The organism is Kribbella sp. NPDC051770 (genome assembly GCF_040681455.1).
In the GTDB taxonomy this organism is placed as follows: domain Bacteria; phylum Actinomycetota; class Actinomycetes; order Propionibacteriales; family Kribbellaceae; genus Kribbella.
Genome location: NZ_JBFAYT010000001.1, coordinates 1,318,535 through 1,335,496, shown reverse-complemented (window position 1 = coordinate 1,335,496; position 16,962 = coordinate 1,318,535). Strand labels below are relative to the sequence as shown.

Here is a 16,962-nt window from a genome sequence, read left to right as displayed (position 1 = left end):
GCAGCTCATCCGTGCCAGGACTTCCACAACGCCGCGTACGAACCGTCCCGAGCGACCAGCTCGTCATGACTGCCCAGCTCGCTGATCGTCCCGTCCTCGACCACCGCGACCCGGTCCGCATCGTGCGCCGTGTACAGCCGGTGCGCGATCGCAATCACCGTCCGCCCTTCCAGCACAGCGGCCAACGACTGCTCCATGTGCCGCGCAGCCCGCGGGTCGATCAGCGACGTCGCCTCGTCCAGCACCAACGTGTGCGGATCAGCCAGCACCAGACGCGCCAGCGCCAGTTGCTGAGCCTGCGCCGGCGTCAGCGCGAACTGCCCCGAGCCGACCCGCGTGTCCAGCCCCTCCGGCAACGCCTCGGCCCACTCCCGCGCGTCCACCGCGTCGAGCGCCTCCAGCAGCGTCTCGTCCGACGCCTCCGGCGACGCCATCGACAGGTTGTCGCGCAGCGTGCCGACGAACACGTGGTGCTCCTGGGTGACCAGCGCGACCTGCCGGCGCAGCTCGTCGAGCGGCAGGTCGGTCATCCCGACCCCACCGACGCTGACCGACCCGGTCCGCGGCGGGTGGATGCCCGCGATCAGCCGCCCCAGCGTCGACTTGCCCGCGCCGGACGGGCCGACCATCGCGATCCGCTCGCCCGGCTGGACGGTCAGGTCCACGCCGTGCAGCACGTCGCGGCCGTCGACGTACGAGAACCGCACGTCGCGCGCCTCGACCAGTTCGCCGGACGGCTGCTCACCGGTCGGCGTCCGGTCGTCCGGTACGTCGGTGATGCCGAGCAGGCGGGCCAGCGCGGCGCCACCGGACTGCAGCTCGTCCAGCCAGGAGATCAGCCGGTCGACCGGGTCGATCAGCTGGCTGGCGTAGAGCACCGCGGCCGTCACCGCGCCGAGCGACACGTGGCCGTTGATGTGCAGCCAGCCGCCGAACAGCAGCGTGCCGACGACGGGCACCAGGTACCCGACCTCGACCACCGGGAAGTAGACCGTGCGCAGGAACAGCGTGTACCGCTCGGCGTCGTACGAGCCGCGGATGTCCTTGTCGCCCTGGCGAACCCGCGACTCGTACCGGCGCAGCGCCTCGACCGTGCGCGCACCCTCGACCGTCTCGGCCAGCGAGCTGGTCATCTGCGCGTACGCCGCGTTCTCCCGCAGGTACCCGTCCTTGGCGCGGCGCAGGTACCACTTGGTGCTCAGCCAGAGCACCGGCACCATCGCCAGCAGCGGGACCAGCACCCAGACGCCGACCAGCACCGCGGCACCGACCGTGAACAGCACGGTGACGAACGCGATGATCGTCTCCGGTACGGCGAACCGCACGGTCCGCGACAGCGTGTCCACGTCCCGCGAGGTGCGCGACAGCAGGTCGCCGGTACCGGCCCGCTCGACCGTTCCGATCGGCAGCGCCAGGGCGTCGTCGACGAAGTCCTCGCGCAGCTCGGCCAGCACCTGCTCGCCGAGCGCGAACGACCGGTACCGGGCCCAGCGGGTGAGCAGCGACTGCACCACGACGAACACGGCGATCACCACGATCACCTGGTTCACCGCGGACGCCGTCGTACCGCGCTGGACGTTCTCGACCAGCTCACCGATCAGCCGTGGCGTGGCCAGACCTGTGACTGCCGCCAGGGCGTGCAGGCCGAGCGCGATCAGCAGAGCGCGCGGGTGCCGCCGAGCCAGCAGGCGGGCGTGCCTGCGGACCTGCGCTGAGTCGGCGACCGGCAGGATCTGCTTCATGCGAGCACCTCCTCGTCCTCGGTCTGGCGGGTGACAGTACGGCGGTAGTGCGGCTCGGTCTCCAGCAACTGCCGGTGCTGACCGGTCGCCACCACCCGGCCGTCGGCGACGAAGATCACCTCGTCGACGCGGTCGAGCAGGAGCGGGCTGGACGTCAGGACGACGGTGCTCCGGCCCTCCCGGTACTCGCGGAGCCGGTCGGCGATCCGGGCCTCGGTGTGCGCGTCCACCGCGGACGTCGGCTCGACCAGCACCAGCACCGACGGGTCGGCGAGCAGCGCCCGGACCAGCACCAGTCGCTGCCGCTGGCCGCCCGAGAACGAGCGGCCCTTCTCCTCGACCTCGGCGTCGAGCCCGTCGGCCAGCGCGACCAGCACGTCCTCGGCGGAGGCCGTCCGGATCGCTGCCATCAGCTCCTCGTCCGTACGCCGGCCGCTGGGGTCCAGCTCGTCGCGCAGTACGCCGGTGAACAGCTGGGAGCCGGTGTCGCTGACCAGGATCCGCTGCCGGACGTCGGCCCGGGTGGCGCTGGCCAGCGTGACCCCGCCGTACCGGACCTCGCTGGCGTCGTCGTACCGGCCCAGGACGTCGGCGACGAGCGCGGCCTGGTCGGACTCGGCGGAGACGATCGCGGTCAGCCGGCCGTCGCGGACGCGGATGCCGGACACCGGGTCGACCAGGTCGCCGCGCTCCGGCAGCCGGACCGGCTGGGCCGAGTCGGTCACGTCGGGCGTCAGCGCGAGCACGCGGACGATCCGGCGCCCGGCCACCAGCGCGCGCATCAGGGCGTTCGCCATCTCGGTCGCCGTCCGGAGCGGGAGGACCAGGAACGTCGCGTACCCGTAGAACGCGACCAGGCTGCCCGCGCTCAGGTCGCCGCGGACTGCGAAGTGCGCGCCGAGGCCGACCACGCTGACCACGAAGATGCCGGGCAGGAAGACCTGCGCCGCGTCGAGCACGGACTGGATCCCGGCGACCTTCACACCGGCGCCGCGGACCCGCTGCGACTCGGCGCGGTAGCGCTTGGAGAACGACTCCTCGCCGCCGATTCCGCGCAGTACGCGCAGGCCGGAGACGATGTCGGAGCCGAGCGAGTTCAGCTCGCCGACCGCCTCACGCTGCGCGGACTGCCGGTGGTGCAGCGGGCGCAGCATCGGGCCGAGCGCGAACAGCATCAGCGGGACGCCGATCAGCACCACCAGGCCGAGCACCGTCGACGTACTGAGCAGGATCACCGCGACCACCACGAACGCGACGATCGCGCCGCTGAACCGGGCCGAGATCTCCAGCAGGTTCCCGATGTAGGCCAGATCGCCGGCACCGACGCTGACCACCTCACCGGTGGCCAGGTTCTTCGGCAGGGTCGCGCCCAGGTCGGCGGACTTGCGGGTGACCACCTGGACGGTCCGGTAGGCGCCGCTCAGCCAGTTCGACACCGCGAACCGGTGCCGCATGATGCCGGCCAGCGCCTGCACCACCCCGACCGCGAACAGCAGCGCCGTCCAGCCCAGCAGCCGCTCGACGTCCCCGCCCGCGATCCCCTCGTCGATCGCCTTCCCGAGGATCGCCGGCACGAACGCCTGCGCCCCCATCCAGAGCATCCCGAAGGTCATCCCGCCCAGGAGCGTGGCTTTCTGCCCGCGCGCCACCCAGAGCAGGTAGCGCGCGGCAGAACGATGGTCCGGAGTGCCGGGATCGGCGAGAGGAAGCTGTTTCATAACCTGTCCAGGCTAGGTCCCGGCACCGACAGAACGCATGTGGTTTAAGGGCCTACGATCGAACGATGCGGAACCGCTGGGGGCTGGTCCTGTACGCCGTACTGTCCGTCGCGCACCTGGTCGCGATCGCCATCGACGAGAAGCTGCCGCGCCTGCTCACCAAGCTGGCGCTGATGCCGACCCTGGCCGTCTGGGCTCGCCTCCAGGGCGCCGCCTGGCTCCTGGCCGGCGCACTGGCCGCCTCGCTGCTCGGCGACGCCCTGCTCGAAGGTGACGAGCTGCTGCTCGGCATGGCCGCCTTCGGCGTCGCCCACGTCTGCTACATCGTCCTGTTCTCCCAGCGGACCACCCACCGCTCCTGGAAGGCGGCAGCGACGTACGGCGTGCTCTGGCTGGCCGGCATGGTGTTCCTCTGGCCCGGCCTGGACGACCAGCGGCTGCCGGTCGCGGTCTACTCGTTGCTGGTCACCGGTACGGCGCTGACGAGCATGTGGTTCGACTGGCGGACCGGTATCGGCGGACTGGTGTTCATGGTGTCCGACGGGCTGATCGGCGTCGAGCTGGCCGGGCACGACTTCGCCGGCCGGGACTACCTGGTGATGGCGACGTACTGTCTGGCGCAATACCTGCTGGTTGTCGGTCTGGTTCCAGCTCGGGAACGGGTGGCGGAGGCGGTGCCGGCGGCTCGGTAGAGCTTCATCTTGCGTTGGGCAACTAGTTCCCCCGGGGTCACCTCGGGCGCCTGTCCTGGATCGCATGCTGGTCATCGCGCACCGTGGAGCTAGCGGCTACCGTCCGGAACACACGCCGGCGGCCTACCGCCTGGCTGCGGCGCTCGGCGCCGACTACCTGGAGCCGGACCTGGTCGCCACGCTGGACGGCGTGCTGGTGGCCCGGCACGAGAACGAGATCTCCGGAACCACCGACGTGGCCGACCACGCGGTGTTCGCGGACCGCAGGATCACCAAGATCGTCGACGGTGAGGCCGTCACCGGGTGGTTCGTCGAGGACTTCACGTACGCCGAGCTGCGCACGCTGCGCGCGCGGGAGCGGATGCCCGCCCTGCGCGCCGCCAACACGTCGTACGACGGCCGGGAGGCGATCCCGACCTTCGACGACGTGGTGGCGCTGGCCCGGCAGGAGTCCGCGCGGCTCGGGCGGCCGATCGGCGTGATCCCCGAGATCAAGCACCCGGCGTACTTCCGGCGGCTCGGGCTGCCGCTGGAGGAGCTGCTCGCCGAGCGGCTGACCGCGCTCGGCGTCCGCCGCGGCGAGGCGATGGTGCAGTCGTTCGAGCCGACCAGCCTGCGGCGGCTCGCGGTGATGACCGACGTGCCGCTGGTGCAGTTGGTCGACTCCGAGGGCACCCCCAACGACTTCCAGCGCTTCGGCGACGACCGGACCTTCACCGACCTGACCGCACCGGCCGGGCTGCGCGAGATCTCGACGTACGCCGAGGTGCTGGCGCCGCACAAGGACCTGGTCATCCCGCGCCGCTCCGACGGCACACTGGACGCTCCGACCCGGCTGGTCGACCAGGCGCACCGCGCCGGGCTCAAGGTGCAGGTCTGGACCTTCCGGGCCGAGCGCCGCTTCCTGCCGACCGGCATGGACCTGGCCGCCGAGCTGAAGGCCTTCGCGGCCACAGGTATCGACGGCGTCTTCGCCGACCACCCCGACATCGCCGTGGCCACCATGACTCGCCGGGCCACGCTGAAGGTCTAGAGCGAGCCCCGCAGGTCCTTCAGTACCTGCTCCGCAGCGGCTGCCAGCTCCTGGTCGATCGCCTGGTTCTCGTTGAGGCCCAGTACGACGCGGGCGCTGGTCGCCGGGCGGGCACGGATCAGCTTGGCCCGCAGGTAGGTCGGCGGGTGACTGGAGTCGGTCCGGGTCTCCCGCAGCCTGCTGACCCGGAGCCGCCGCTCGATCTCGCGCTTCGGTGTCTCGGCTACAGCACGCCGTACGGCCTCCAGCGGTGGCAGGTCCTTCTCGAAGCGCAGCGCTCGCTCCAACGCCCTGTACGACGTGTCGCCGAGCAGCGTCCGCTCCAGCGCCCAGGCGGCGGCCTCGGAGCCGGCCACCTCGGCAGCTGTGCGGTCGGCCAGGTACTCGGCCCGCTGGTTGCCGCGCAGGCTCACCCGGTCCAGCAGCCAGGCGTAGCCGCGGATGATCGGCCCGACGATGCTGTTGATCACCCGGGTGAGGTGGCTGGTCGAGGTGTCGGTGCCCAGCGCGTGCGCCGCGTCGAGCTTGTACTCGTCGTACGGCTGCTCGGTGAACGCCGCTTCGAGCTGCTCCAGTACCGACTCGGCGGCATCGACCACCCAGCCGTGCCGGGCGTCCCCGTTCCTCCCGTGCCCCAGCTCGTGCGCCAGCACAGCCACCCGCTCCTGCGGCCGCAGTCCCGTCCAGAGCGGCAGCCCGATCCCGATCACTGGCCGGAACCGCCACCCAACCCTGACGAAGCAGACGTTCGGCTCGGCATCCAGCGCAACCGCAGCGACCTGCGTAGTACCAACAGCTGCAGCGATCTGGTCCAGCAGCCCGAACAGCACCGGTGCGTCCTCGCGGAAGACCAGCTGGACGTCAGGATCCAGCCGGGTGGCACGGGGACGCAGCATCAGCCCAATGGCGATGGCGATCGCTGCCAGCGGGATGCTCAGCCAGAGCGGCCGGTAGAAGACCAGCAACGCCACACCGCCGACCAGCGCGACCAGAGGCAGCACCAGCAGCACAGCCGACAGCAGGTACGCCGCGATGCGTGCTGCGTCGACGCCCGGGCGCTGGATGCGACCGTTCTCCAGCTCGCGGTAGAGGGTGTCAGCGAGCTGGTGCTCGAGCTTGACGCGCCACGCGGGCTGCTGGTGGTCGGAGCCGGTCGGGTCGACGTTCCAGTCGCACTGGTCGCACCAGGTGACGTAGCCGGGGTCGAGGCGGATCTGCTGGGCGCACTGGGGGCACCGGGTCACGCCGGCTTCGGTCTGCACGGCAGCAGTGTGACAGTGCAGTCAGAGTTCGCGGCGGAAGGCTGCCAGGGCCTCGGTGGTGGCGTGCGCCAGCTCCTGGTTCAGGTCGGTGCTGTGGGTGACCTGCGGCTGAGCGGGGGAGTGCTGCAGGAGCCGCAGTCGCAGGTACGTCGGCGGGTGGTCCGGCGAGCAGCACAGGCGGGTGAGGCGGACCCGGCGTTCCAGCTCACGGCGGGGGACCTCGGCGACGGCCCGACAGGCCGCGGTGGTCGGGTCCACGTCGCGGTTGTAGCGGAGCGCCCGTTCGAGAGCCCGGAAGGCTGTGTCGGACAGGAGAGCCTTCTCGAGCGCGGCGGCCGTCGCCGTGGTCCCGGCGAGCTGGGCGGCGTGGCTGTCGGCGGCGTACGCGTCGTACTGGGTGAAGCGGAGGGTGACGCGCTGGAAGGCCGCCAGGTAGAGGCGGAGGAGCGGGCCGAAGAGGAGGTTGGCCAACTTGGTGAGGTAGTAGTTGACGATCACGTCGTCCTGCGCCGAGACCACACCATCTGCAGGACTCGGCAGGACCCGCTGGGCCTCGTCGTGCCGGGCCTCGTCGAGGGGACCGGGCCGGAACGAGTCGATGAGACCAGTGAGTACGCGGCGAGCAGCAGCGATGGCCGAGGCCAGCCGGCCCGACCTGGCCAGGCTGAGCGCGATCACTGCGACCCGCTCCTGCGGCTCCAGCGCACTCCAGTACGACGTACCGATGACCAGCACCCGGCGGAAGCGCCAGGTGATCCGTGCGGCGTTCACGGTCGGCCCGCTGTGCACGTAGACGCCGGAGACCGGGCCGACTGCGTCGAGTACGGCGTACAGGCCGGGGGCCTCAGCGCGGGAGACGGGCCGGGCGTCCGAGGGGAGCTCCTGGGGGCGTGGGCGGAATGCTGCGCCGATGACCAGCGCGACCACCGCCAGCAGTGCGCTGAACCAGAGCGGCCGGTAGAAGAGCAGTAGAGCGACGGCGCCGAGCAGACCGGCGCAGGGGATCAGCAGTACCGGGAGCGTCACCAGGTACGCCGAAGCCCGGGCCAGTGGTGAGCCCGGGCGGTTGACGGCACCGCGTTCCCACTCGCGGTAGACGGAGAGTTGTTGTCGCTGCTGCCAGGCGGCGACCTTGTGGTGCTCCGGGTGCGGGTCGACGTTCCAGTCGCACCGGTCGCACCACGTCACGTAGCGCGGGTCGGCCGGTAGCTCGTGGTCGCACCGCGGGCAGTGCGACAGTCCCGACTCGGTCTGCACGGCAGCAGTGTGGTCCCTGGACGGGGCCGTTGCCCACTCGGGGCGTGGTCACTGCTGCCGTGGCAGCGAGGTCACGCGGCCGGCGGCTTGTCGTCGTAGATGCGGGCGGCGATGTCGCCCTCCGGCGTGGTCTGCGGCTGGTGGTTGTTCTGCATGCTCTGGTGGGCGCTCTGCCAGACGGCCTTGCCGTCGGCCTCGGGCATCACGACCCAGGCGATCACGTAGCCGATCAGCGCGGTACCACCGGTGAGCAGGGTCAGCCCGACGATGCCCAGCCGGACCAGCGTCGCGTCGATGTTCAGGTACTCCGCGATACCGCCGGAGACACCGGACAGCATCCGCTGGTCGCGCGAGCGGCGGAGGGTCTTGCCGGACAGGTTCTGGAAGGGTGCGGTGTTGTTCGTCATGTCCACAACTGTGCCGCTCAGGAGCCTGCCCGCACATCGGGATCGGTACCGACCCACCCCTGACCCGACCCCGGCATCCCTGGTCGCGCACCCCTGACGACTTCCGGACTTTGTCGGTGGTCGCGGCTAGCTTGAACAGATGGACGCGGAAGCGGTGCAGAAGCTGGTGCTGCGGTTGCCCGGCGCGGAGGAACACGAGGGCTGGGCGGGCCAGCCGGCCTTCAAGGTGCGCAAGAAGGGTTTCGCGTACCTGTCCGAGGACGACGCGAAGCTGTTCGTGAAAGCGCTCCGCGAGGAGCAGCAAGCGATGATCGCGGAGAACCCCGAGGTCTACTCCTCCTGGTGGGAGTCCGGCCGCTTCGGCTGGCTGGAGATCGACCTGGAGCACGCCGACCCCGAGGAGATCGAGGAGCTGGTCACCGAGGCGTGGCGGCTGAACGCTCCGAAGTACCTGATCGCCCAGTGGGAGGAGTGAGCGCCGACCGCCGGTAGCCGCTCGGCGTCGTGCCGACCTCTCGCCGGAACACCGTCCGGAAGTTCGCGGCGCTACCGAAACCAGCGACCGCGGCGATCCGCTCGACCGGCAGGTCCGTTGCCTCCAGCAACCGCCTTGCGCTGAGCACGCGCTGCACCGTGACCCACCGCATCGGCGACTGCCCGGTCTCGGCCGCGAAGTGCCGGAGGAACGTACGCCGGGGCAGGTGGCTGCGGTCGGCCAGTTGCTGGACGGTCATCGGTTCGCCGAGGTTCTCCAGCATCCAGGCGCGCGTCGGCGCGAGGTCGGACCGCGGCGGCATCTGACCGTCGACTTGCTGGCGCTGGTCGCCGGTGCGGACCGGCGCCGCGACCACGCCCTGCCCGGCCGCGTGTGCCGCCGCGGCGCCGAAGTCGGACCGGATCAGGTGCAGGCAGGCGTCGATCGCCGCGCCACCGCCTGCGGAGGTCAGCACGCGGCCGTCCTCGACGAACAGTTGGTCGCCCTGGACGTTCACCGTCGGGTGCAGCGCGCGCAGCGCGTCGACGTACTGCCAGTGGGTGGTCGCGTCGCGCCGGTCGAGCACGCCGCTCGCGGCCAGCGCGAAGGTGCCGGTGCAGATGCCGACCAGGCGGGCGTCGCGGTCGGCGGTGGAGCGGATCAGGTCGAGGTACTCCGCCGGGAGCGGGACCTCCGGGTCGTCGTACCCGGGGACGACGACGATGTCCGCGGTCGCGGCGGCGGCCAGCGGGTGCGCCGGGCGGAGTGCGGAGCCGGGGACGTCGGTCTCGCCGCAGAGCAGCACGTCGTACCCGCCCTGCTTGCCGAGCAGGTACCCCGGGATGGTGACGTCGAGGTCGATCACGCGGGGCACGACCAGGATCGCGACGCTCAGCACGGGACCTCCTCGACCGGGTGGCACAACGGACGCGCGAACGGTGGCACGAACGATGCCGTCTTTGGCACCGCCGCCGCTGGTGGCCCGCGGCGCGACTTCCTAAGTTGGTTGAATCTTGTTCAACCTAACAGGGAGTGCTGATGGCGGTACAGACGGAGAGTTTCGGGGTCCCGTGGGAGCACGACTACGGCTACGTCCAGGCGGTCCGGCGCGGGGACACGATCTACCTGTCCGGCCAGCTGTCGCACGACGGCGCCGAGTTCGTCGCGCCCGCGCCGGTCGGTGCGGACGGGGTGGTGACCGACTTCTCGGCGACCGCCGACCAGTGGCGCCGTACCTACGTGAACGCCGAGGAGCTGCTGAAGCGCTTCGGCGCGACCCTGGACGACGTGGTGGAGGAGGTCGTCTACGTGCTCGACGTCGACACCGCGATGAGCGTCGCCGGGGAGGTCCGCAAGGCGGCGTACCGGCGGGGCGACCCGCAGGTCGCCAGCACCATCCTCGGCGTCACCCGGCTGGCCCTCCCGCAACAGCTGATCGAGGTCAAGTTCGTCGCCAGGGTCTAGCCCGCGGGGTCCACCGCGTCGAGGGCTGGCTTGCACTCGCTTGGGGCGAGTGCTAATACTTGGTTAGCACTCAGTGGGCGAGAGTGATAACGCTCGTGCCCGCGGGGAGCTGTTAGAAGACGGCCTCGATGAGGTGCCGGAGTCAGGCGGGACGTGACCGCGACGACACCGGTACCGTCCGTCGCGGGCATCGGGCCGGCTGAACCACCAGAAACTCGACGCGGGAGGACTCGCGGAGAATGCCCAAGCTGATTTCTTTCAACGAAGAGGCGCGCCGCGGCCTCGAGCGGGGAATGAACACCCTCGCCGACGCCGTCAAGGTGACGCTTGGCCCGAAGGGCCGCAACGTCGTCCTGGAGAAGAAGTGGGGCGCCCCCACGATCACCAACGACGGTGTCTCCATCGCCAAGGAGATCGAGCTCGAGGACCCGTACGAGAAGATCGGGGCCGAGCTCGTCAAGGAAGTTGCCAAGAAGACCGACGACGTCGCGGGTGACGGCACCACCACCGCGACCGTGCTGGCCCAGGCGCTCGTGCGCGAGGGTCTGCGCAACGTCGCCGCCGGCGCCAACCCGATGGGCCTGAAGAAGGGCATCGAGAAGGCGACCGAGGCCGTCAGCGAGCAGCTGCTCGCGCTGGCCAAGCCGGTCGAGACCCGCGAGCAGATCGCGGCCACCGCCTCGATCTCCGCCGCGGACACCCAGGTCGGCCAGATCATCGCCGAGGCGATGGACAAGGTCGGCAAGGAAGGTGTCATCACCGTCGAGGAGAGCAACACCTTCGGCCTCGAGCTCGAGCTCACCGAGGGCATGCGCTTCGACAAGGGCTACATCTCGCCGTACTTCGTGACCGACACCGAGCGGATGGAAGCGGTCCTCGACGACCCGTACATCCTCGTGGTGAACAGCAAGATCTCCAGCATCAAGGACCTCGTCCCGGTGCTCGAGAAGGTCATGCAGACCGGCAAGCCGCTGGCGATCATCGCCGAGGACCTCGAGGGTGAGGCGCTGGCGACCCTGGTCGTGAACAAGATCAAGGGCACCTTCAAGACCGTCGCCGTCAAGGCGCCGGGCTTCGGTGACCGCCGCAAGGCCATGCTCGGTGACATCGCCATCCTCACCGGTGGTCAGGTCATCTCCGAGGAGGTCGGCCTCAAGCTCGACACCGTGGACCTGGAGCTGCTCGGCCAGGCCCGCAAGGTCGTCGTCACCAAGGACGAGACCACCATCGTCGAGGGCGTCGGCGACGCCGACTCGATCCAGGGCCGGGTCAACCAGATCCGCGCCGAGATCGAGAAGTCGGACTCCGACTACGACCGCGAGAAGCTGCAGGAGCGGCTGGCCAAGCTGGCCGGCGGCGTCGCGGTGATCAAGGTCGGCGCGGCCACCGAGGTCGAGCTGAAGGAGCGCAAGCACCGCATCGAGGACGCCGTGCGCAACGCGAAGGCGGCCGTCGAGGAGGGCATCGTCGCCGGAGGTGGCGTCGCGCTGCTGCAGGCGTCGGTGATCGCGTTCGAGAAGCTGGAGCTCGAGGGCGACGAGGCGACCGGAGCGGCGATCGTGCGCTCGGCCGTCGAGGCTCCGCTGAAGCAGATCGCGCTGAACGCCGGCCTCGAGGGCGGCGTCGTGGCGGAGAAGGTCCGCAACCTCGAGCCGGGTCACGGCCTGAACGCCGCGACCGGTGAGTACGTCGACCTGATCAAGACCGGGATCATCGACCCGGCCAAGGTCACCCGGTCGGCGCTGCAGAACGCGGCCTCGATCGCGGCCCTGTTCCTCACCACCGAGGCGGTCATCGCCGACAAGCCGGAGAAGGCCGCGGCCGCTCCGGGTGGCGCGCCCGACATGGGCGGCATGGACTTCTGATCCCCAGAGGTTCCCAGTAGTACTCAGCACGACGAAGCGGTCCCGGGTCCCAGCCCGGGACCGCTTTGCTGTGCTCAGCCGGTGATCAGGTTCTTGGCCAGGACCGGGGAGAAGGTGCCGGCCGGGATTCCGCGGCCGGTGCCGCAGTCGCCGTCGGAGTCGCCGGGGACCTTGAGCCAGACCAGCAGGTCGAGCGTCGCGGACAGGTGGTTGCCGTTGCGCGAGGTCTCGCCGAGGCGCCGGCCGGCCGGGTTGCACCACTCGCCGTTCGAGCCGTTGCCGTTGCGGCTGGAGTCGATGACGAACTGGGCGGTACCGCCGAGCGCGCCACGGATCGCGTTGCCCTTCGCCACCGACTGGTCGTTGGTGTAGTAGTTCGACGTGTTCAGCGCGAAGCCGCGGATCTTGCCGACCTCGACCAGCTTCAGCCGGCGCGCCATCTCGGCGGCGTCGATCCAGGTCGCGTTGCCGCCGTCCATGTAGGCCCAGGTGTTCGGGGCCTTCGCGGCCAGCTCGTTCACGGCGTACTTGAGCAGGTCGGTCCGGGTCTTCTTCTCGGCCGCCGGGACACAGTCGAGCTGCGCCAGCGCGTCCGGCTCGATCACCACGACCGCCGGGCGGTTGCCGATCCCCGCGGCGAACGCGCTGATCCAGGTCCGATACGCGGCCGGCGACCCCGCGCCGCCGCCGGAGTGACTGCCGCAGTCGCGGCCCGGGATGTTGTACGCGACCAGGATCGGCAGTTTGTCGACCGCGTCGGCGGCCGTCGTGTACGACGACACCGCGGCCCGGATGTCACCCGACCAGTTCCCGAACCACCGCCCGCCGGCCTGCTCGGCGATCCGGGTCCGGATCGCGGCGGCGTCGGGGTGCGACGGGTTGGCCCGCACCCAGGCCGCCGGGTTGGACCCCGGGTCGACGTAGAAACCACTCGTCATCCCCACCGGGTCACCTCCCGCGGCCCGGTCCGGCAATGGGTTGCCTAAGGCAACCGATCCGGAGGTGGCCAGGACAGCGCCGAGGAGTAGCGTGGGGACGACAGTACGCAGGCGGGACATCGGAGTCCTTCCGTGAGGGGCGGTCACGGCGACAGTAGATCGATCAGGAAGCCGTTGTCCCAGTAGGCAACTCAACGGCCCGCAGCAGCCGCAGCTGCCCGATCTCCGCGGCGTTCTTCATCAGCTCGGCGTTCACCCACCCGTACAGGTCGGCCACCGACCGGCCCGCTTCCGGTGGCCAGGGAAAGGCCACCGGAAGCTCGAGCCGCGAGGAGTCCTCCAGTACGGCGGACCACTCGTCGCGCAGGTGGTGCATCCAGTCCCTGGTCCCGAGCAGCGTGCCCGGCCACGGTACGTCGGTGCGGTGCGGCGGGACGGTCTGCCGGGCGTGCGCCAGCGCGGTCGTCCACCACCAGCCGATGTGCCAGGTCAGCCAGCCGATCGTCGGCACCGGGATCGGGTCGAGCTCCTGGTCGGCCCAGTCCGGCCGCCAGACGCCGGTCGCGTCCGGCCGGACGGTCCAGTTCAGCCCGGCCGGCTCCCAGAGCAGGTCCTCCGGGACCAGCCGGTCCAGGTGGTACTCGAACAGCGACCAGGTCAGCTCGAACTGCCCGCGCAACACACCCGTGATCGTCACCGGGTGATTCTCTCAGGAGGCCCCGACAGGCCTCAGGAGCTGACCAGGCAGAAGGACGCGTAATGGTCGGCGGTGTAGTAGACGAACGCCGGGTCGGTGGTCTCGCCGCCGCCGATCAGCCGGCGCGCGCCGCGGTCGGGGGAGCCGGGCGTCTCGACGGTGTACTCGTGGTAGTAGCCGGTCGACTCGTCGGGCAGGATGCCCTCCCGGTTCTGGAAGACGGTGCCGTCCTGGTCGTACGGGAACGGCCCGCCGGAGTGGATCAGGTCGAGCGTCTCCGACGCCTCGGCCGGCAACGAGCTCAGCTCGCAGTCCGGGATCGCGGCGAGCTGCGGTACGGCGTACAGGGTGGTCGGGGCGGGTGCCGCGGTGGCGGTGCTGAAGCCCAGCAGGACTGAGGCGAGCACGGCGACGACGGCGCTGACGGTCTTCGTGACGACGGGAGTTCGCATGGGCTGGAGGCTTCCCGCTCCAACCCCGCGCGGGACATCCCAGCTGTGGTTAACCGGTGGACTATGACCCCGGCCGGGCCCTACTGTTCTGGCTGCGAGAACGACTCGAGCGAAAGGAGCGACCGATGACCACTCAACCGTGTTCCACGGCGCGCCCGGTCCGCTCGTCCAGCTCGCACTGAGCGGAGCCCGCGCCTCTTTCCGGAGGTACCGTGACCATCCGCACCATCGTCGAGTCCGATCTCGACACCATCCACACCCTGATCGCCGACCAGTCGATCAACACCGTCACCCGTGAGCGCTACGACGAGTACGTCGGCGTCGGCTACTACCGCGACGCCTGGACCTGGGTCGTCGAGCAGGACGGCCGGATCATCGCGCTGGCCGTCTGGTGGGGGATGCCGCAGTTCGAGCACCCGTTCAGCATCGACGGCCTGTACTACGCCGGCGACGGCGACCCGGTGGCCGTGTGGGCCGAGCTGATCCGCGCCGGGCTCGACTCGATCCCGGCGGGGGCTGAAGAGCCGGAGTACCACCTGTTCGTGCCGAACGGGTGGTGCGAACAGCCTGAGGTTGTTGCCGCGTTGGAGCCGCGGCTGGCGGCTGCTGCGCTTGCTGGGCTGTCAGCGGTGACTGAGCGGCTCCGCTACGAGTGGCTGTCGTCGTACGGGCTGCCGAGCCGGTCGACGCGGCTGCGGTTCGAGCCGGCTGACGACGACGCGTTCCTGGACGCGTTCGTTCGGGTCATCGAGGGGAGCCTGGATGCCTCCACTGCGCGGGCGGTTGCGCGTGGCGGGGCCGAGGCGTCGGCGAAGGAGGATCTGGAGATCTACCAGGAGATGCCGGGCGAGCGGGACTGGTGGAGGCTCGCGTACGACGAGGCCGGCGCGCTGGTCGGCTTCATCCTGCCGTCGGCCAACAACGGCGGGCCGGTGATCGGGTACGTCGGGGTGGTGCCCGAGCAGCGCGGGCACGGCTACAGCGACGACCTGCTCGCGGAGGGGACGCACATCCTCGCCGAGACGGGCGCTGAGCGGATCCGCGCCGACACGGATCTGACCAACCGCCCGATGGCCGCGAGCTTCGAGCGGCAGGGCTACCGCAACCACGCGGTCCGGATGGTCGCCAGCCACCCGATCGCCTAGCCATCGACTGCCCCTCGGAAAAGTTGTTCCGAGGGGCAGACGGCCGGCCGGGTGCGCCCTATGCTCCCTGACATGTCAGAGACCTTCGGGTCTTCGTCGGGCGGGGTGAGGGTGGACGATGCGCGACATCGCGCTGATCCTGCACGTCGCGTCGGGGGCGCTCGCGGTCCTGCTGGGGCCGTTCGCGATCGCGCTGACGCTGCGGCGCAAGGGGCTGAACTGGGTCGGGGAGATCTACCACTGGGCGGTCGCCCTGGTCTGCCTGTCCGCGCTGGTGATGGTGCCGTACGACTGGGCCGGGCTGTGGGTGTTCTGGCCCATCTCGCTCGCGTCGTACCTGTTCGTGTACCTCGGTCAGCGCTCGGCGGAGGCGCCGGGCGGGCTCTGGTACCGCGGCGTCCTGCGCGGGTACGGCGGCGGCTGGATCGCTTTGTGGACAGCGATCCTGGTCGTCAGCGCGGCGGACCACCCGTGGACCTGGGCGGTACCGATCGTGCTCGGCACCGCCCTGATCGAGTGGCTCTGCTTCCGCCCGGCCGTCGCGTGGACTCGGGTCTGACGCTCAGCGCAGCGGGCGGAAGAACGCGCGCAGGTCGTCGGTGAGCAGCTCGGGGACCTCCATCGCGGCGAAGTGACCGCCGCGCTCGTACTCGTTCCAGTGCTCGATCTTGCCGTCCGGGTCGACCAGGCTGCGGATCGCCGTCTCCGCGCCGAACACGGCGACTCCGGTCGGGGGAGCGACAGAAGCGCCTGCCCAGCCACCGTCGTCCGCGCCACCGCTCCAGCTGTCCTCCGCGGGCGCCGGCTGCTCCGCGAACGCACGCCAGGCGGCCATCCCGTCGTACAACGCGTGGGCAGAGGTAGCACCCGAGCCGGTGAACCAGTACAGGCTCACGTTCGTCAGCAGCTGGTCCTTGTCCACAGCGTCCTCGGGCAGCGCCGCCGAAGGATCCGTCCACTCGGCGAACTTCTCCACGATCCACGCCAGCTGCCCGGCCGGTGAGTCGTTCAGCGCGTACCCGATCGTCTGCGGCCGCGTCGACTGCAACGTCAGATACCCCAGCCCGTCTCGCAGGTAGTTGTTGAACCGCTCGGCCCGCTCCCGATCCACTCCGCTGAACGCCTCGACATCCAACGGCCCACCGAACGGCTCTGACGCACTCACCGCCGCCAGGTGCACCCCAGCCACCCGCCCCGGCGCAGTGAACGGCAGCATCCCGCTCACCCCAGCACCTGCGTCCCCACCATGCGCAGCAAACCGCTCGTACCCGAGCCGGCTCATCAGCTGCGACCACATCCCAGCCACCGCGAACAGGTTGAACCCAGCCGGCCCGAGCGGGTTGGAGAACCCGTACCCCGGCAGCGACGGTACGACGACGTGGAACGCGTCCGCCGGGTCACCGCCGTGCGCCCGTGGGTTGCTGAGCGGACCGACCACCCGCGCGAACTCCACCGGCGACCCCGGCCAGCCGTGCGTCAGCAGCAACGGCAGTGCGTCCGGCTCCGGCGACGGCTGGTGCAGGAAGTGCACCCGCTGCCCGTCGATCTCGGTCACGTACTGCGGGACCTCGTTCAGCCGCGCCTCTGCGGCGCGCCAGTCGTACCCGTCCGCCCAGTACGCCGCCAGGTCGCGCAGGTAGCCGCTCGGCACGCCCCGGCTCCAGCCGTCGGGGGCCGTGGCCGGCCAGCGGGTGTTCCGCAGCCGCGCCCGGAGGTCGTCGAGGTCAGCCTGCGGGATGTCGATGGCGAAGGCCTGGACCGCGCTGCTGGTCGTCATCGGCAACGTCCTTCCGTGGTGGGTGGTGCTCGGATCCC

The 16,962-nt window shown here is 70.6% G+C and carries 17 protein-coding genes; 7 read left to right on the top strand and 10 right to left on the bottom strand.

Features of this window, described 5'->3' with window-relative positions; genetic code table 11:
* Window positions 1-5: 5 nt before the first annotated feature.
* Window positions 6-1,742, bottom strand: a complete 1,737-nt coding sequence (locus tag AB0M01_RS06395; protein WP_363666070.1) for an ABC transporter ATP-binding protein — start codon at window positions 1,740-1,742, stop codon at window positions 6-8.
* Window positions 1,739-3,460, bottom strand: coding sequence for an ABC transporter ATP-binding protein (locus AB0M01_RS06390; RefSeq protein WP_363666068.1), 1,722 nt, complete (start codon window positions 3,458-3,460; stop codon window positions 1,739-1,741). Before AB0M01_RS06390 ends, AB0M01_RS06395 begins: the two co-directional genes overlap by 4 nt.
* A 65-nt stretch (window positions 3,461-3,525) precedes the next feature.
* Between AB0M01_RS06390 and AB0M01_RS06385 the strand changes: the two genes are divergently transcribed.
* Both AB0M01_RS06385 and AB0M01_RS06380 read left to right on the top strand, forming a co-directional pair.
* Complete coding sequence (locus tag AB0M01_RS06385) at window positions 3,526-4,152, top strand: lysoplasmalogenase (protein WP_363666066.1); 627 nt, start codon at window positions 3,526-3,528, stop codon at window positions 4,150-4,152.
* 64 nt (window positions 4,153-4,216) lie between these two features.
* Window positions 4,217-5,185 (top strand): glycerophosphodiester phosphodiesterase, encoded by a 969-nt coding sequence (locus AB0M01_RS06380; RefSeq protein ID WP_363666064.1) that lies wholly within the window; start codon window positions 4,217-4,219, stop codon window positions 5,183-5,185.
* On the opposite strand, the gene AB0M01_RS06375 is transcribed toward AB0M01_RS06380, so the two are convergent.
* From AB0M01_RS06375 to AB0M01_RS06365, 3 genes are all read right to left on the bottom strand, one after another.
* Window positions 5,182-6,447, bottom strand: a complete 1,266-nt coding sequence (locus AB0M01_RS06375; protein ID WP_363666062.1) for a M48 family metalloprotease — start codon at window positions 6,445-6,447, stop codon at window positions 5,182-5,184. The genes AB0M01_RS06380 and AB0M01_RS06375 overlap by 4 nt on opposite strands.
* Window positions 6,448-6,468: 21 nt before the next feature.
* A complete protein-coding gene (locus tag AB0M01_RS06370; protein WP_363666060.1) occupies window positions 6,469-7,704 on the bottom strand; it encodes a hypothetical protein in 1,236 nt (411 codons plus the stop codon).
* Between the two features lie 71 nt (window positions 7,705-7,775).
* Complete coding sequence (locus AB0M01_RS06365; protein WP_363666058.1) at window positions 7,776-8,111, bottom strand: PspC domain-containing protein; 336 nt, start codon at window positions 8,109-8,111, stop codon at window positions 7,776-7,778.
* A gap of 139 nt (window positions 8,112-8,250) precedes the next feature.
* Here AB0M01_RS06365 and AB0M01_RS06360 point away from each other — a divergent pair, with 139 nt between their 5' ends.
* Window positions 8,251-8,586 (top strand): MmcQ/YjbR family DNA-binding protein, encoded by a 336-nt coding sequence (locus tag AB0M01_RS06360; RefSeq protein ID WP_363666056.1) that lies wholly within the window; start codon window positions 8,251-8,253, stop codon window positions 8,584-8,586.
* Here the strand turns inward: AB0M01_RS06360 and AB0M01_RS06355 are convergent.
* On the bottom strand, window positions 8,528-9,484 hold the full coding sequence (locus tag AB0M01_RS06355) for a helix-turn-helix domain-containing protein (RefSeq protein ID WP_363666054.1): 957 nt from the start codon (window positions 9,482-9,484) through the stop codon (window positions 8,528-8,530). The two genes, AB0M01_RS06360 and AB0M01_RS06355, sit on opposite strands and share 59 nt — an antisense overlap.
* A gap of 140 nt (window positions 9,485-9,624) precedes the next feature.
* Between AB0M01_RS06355 and AB0M01_RS06350 the strand changes: the two genes are divergently transcribed.
* Window positions 9,625-10,050, top strand: coding sequence for a Rid family hydrolase (locus AB0M01_RS06350; protein ID WP_363666052.1), 426 nt, complete (start codon window positions 9,625-9,627; stop codon window positions 10,048-10,050).
* A 239-nt stretch (window positions 10,051-10,289) separates the two neighbouring features.
* A complete protein-coding gene (groL, locus tag AB0M01_RS06345) occupies window positions 10,290-11,915 on the top strand; it encodes a chaperonin GroEL (protein WP_363666050.1) in 1,626 nt (541 codons plus the stop codon).
* 74 nt (window positions 11,916-11,989) lie between these two features.
* Here groL and AB0M01_RS06340 read toward each other — a convergent pair whose 3' ends face one another.
* The 3 genes from AB0M01_RS06340 to AB0M01_RS06330 all read right to left on the bottom strand — a co-directional run bounded on the left by AB0M01_RS06340 (window position 11,990) and on the right by AB0M01_RS06330 (window position 14,002).
* Complete coding sequence (locus tag AB0M01_RS06340; protein ID WP_363666048.1) at window positions 11,990-12,853, bottom strand: glycoside hydrolase family 6 protein; 864 nt, start codon at window positions 12,851-12,853, stop codon at window positions 11,990-11,992.
* 163 nt (window positions 12,854-13,016) lie between these two features.
* On the bottom strand, window positions 13,017-13,550 hold the full coding sequence (locus AB0M01_RS06335) for a DinB family protein (protein WP_363666046.1): 534 nt from the start codon (window positions 13,548-13,550) through the stop codon (window positions 13,017-13,019).
* 32 nt (window positions 13,551-13,582) lie between these two features.
* Window positions 13,583-14,002: a ribonuclease domain-containing protein gene (locus tag AB0M01_RS06330; protein WP_363666044.1), complete on the bottom strand. Its 420-nt coding sequence runs from the start codon at window positions 14,000-14,002 to the stop codon at window positions 13,583-13,585.
* A gap of 212 nt (window positions 14,003-14,214) precedes the next feature.
* On the opposite strand from AB0M01_RS06330, the gene AB0M01_RS06325 reads away from it, so the two are divergent.
* Complete coding sequence (locus tag AB0M01_RS06325) at window positions 14,215-15,147, top strand: GNAT family N-acetyltransferase (protein WP_363666042.1); 933 nt, start codon at window positions 14,215-14,217, stop codon at window positions 15,145-15,147.
* Between the two features lie 118 nt (window positions 15,148-15,265).
* Window positions 15,266-15,706 (top strand): hypothetical protein, encoded by a 441-nt coding sequence (locus AB0M01_RS06320; protein ID WP_363666040.1) that lies wholly within the window; start codon window positions 15,266-15,268, stop codon window positions 15,704-15,706.
* 3 nt (window positions 15,707-15,709) lie between these two features.
* Here the strand turns inward: AB0M01_RS06320 and AB0M01_RS06315 are convergent, their stop codons facing one another.
* Window positions 15,710-16,924, bottom strand: a complete 1,215-nt coding sequence (locus AB0M01_RS06315) for an epoxide hydrolase (RefSeq protein WP_363666039.1) — start codon at window positions 16,922-16,924, stop codon at window positions 15,710-15,712.
* Window positions 16,925-16,962: the final 38 nt, after the last annotated feature.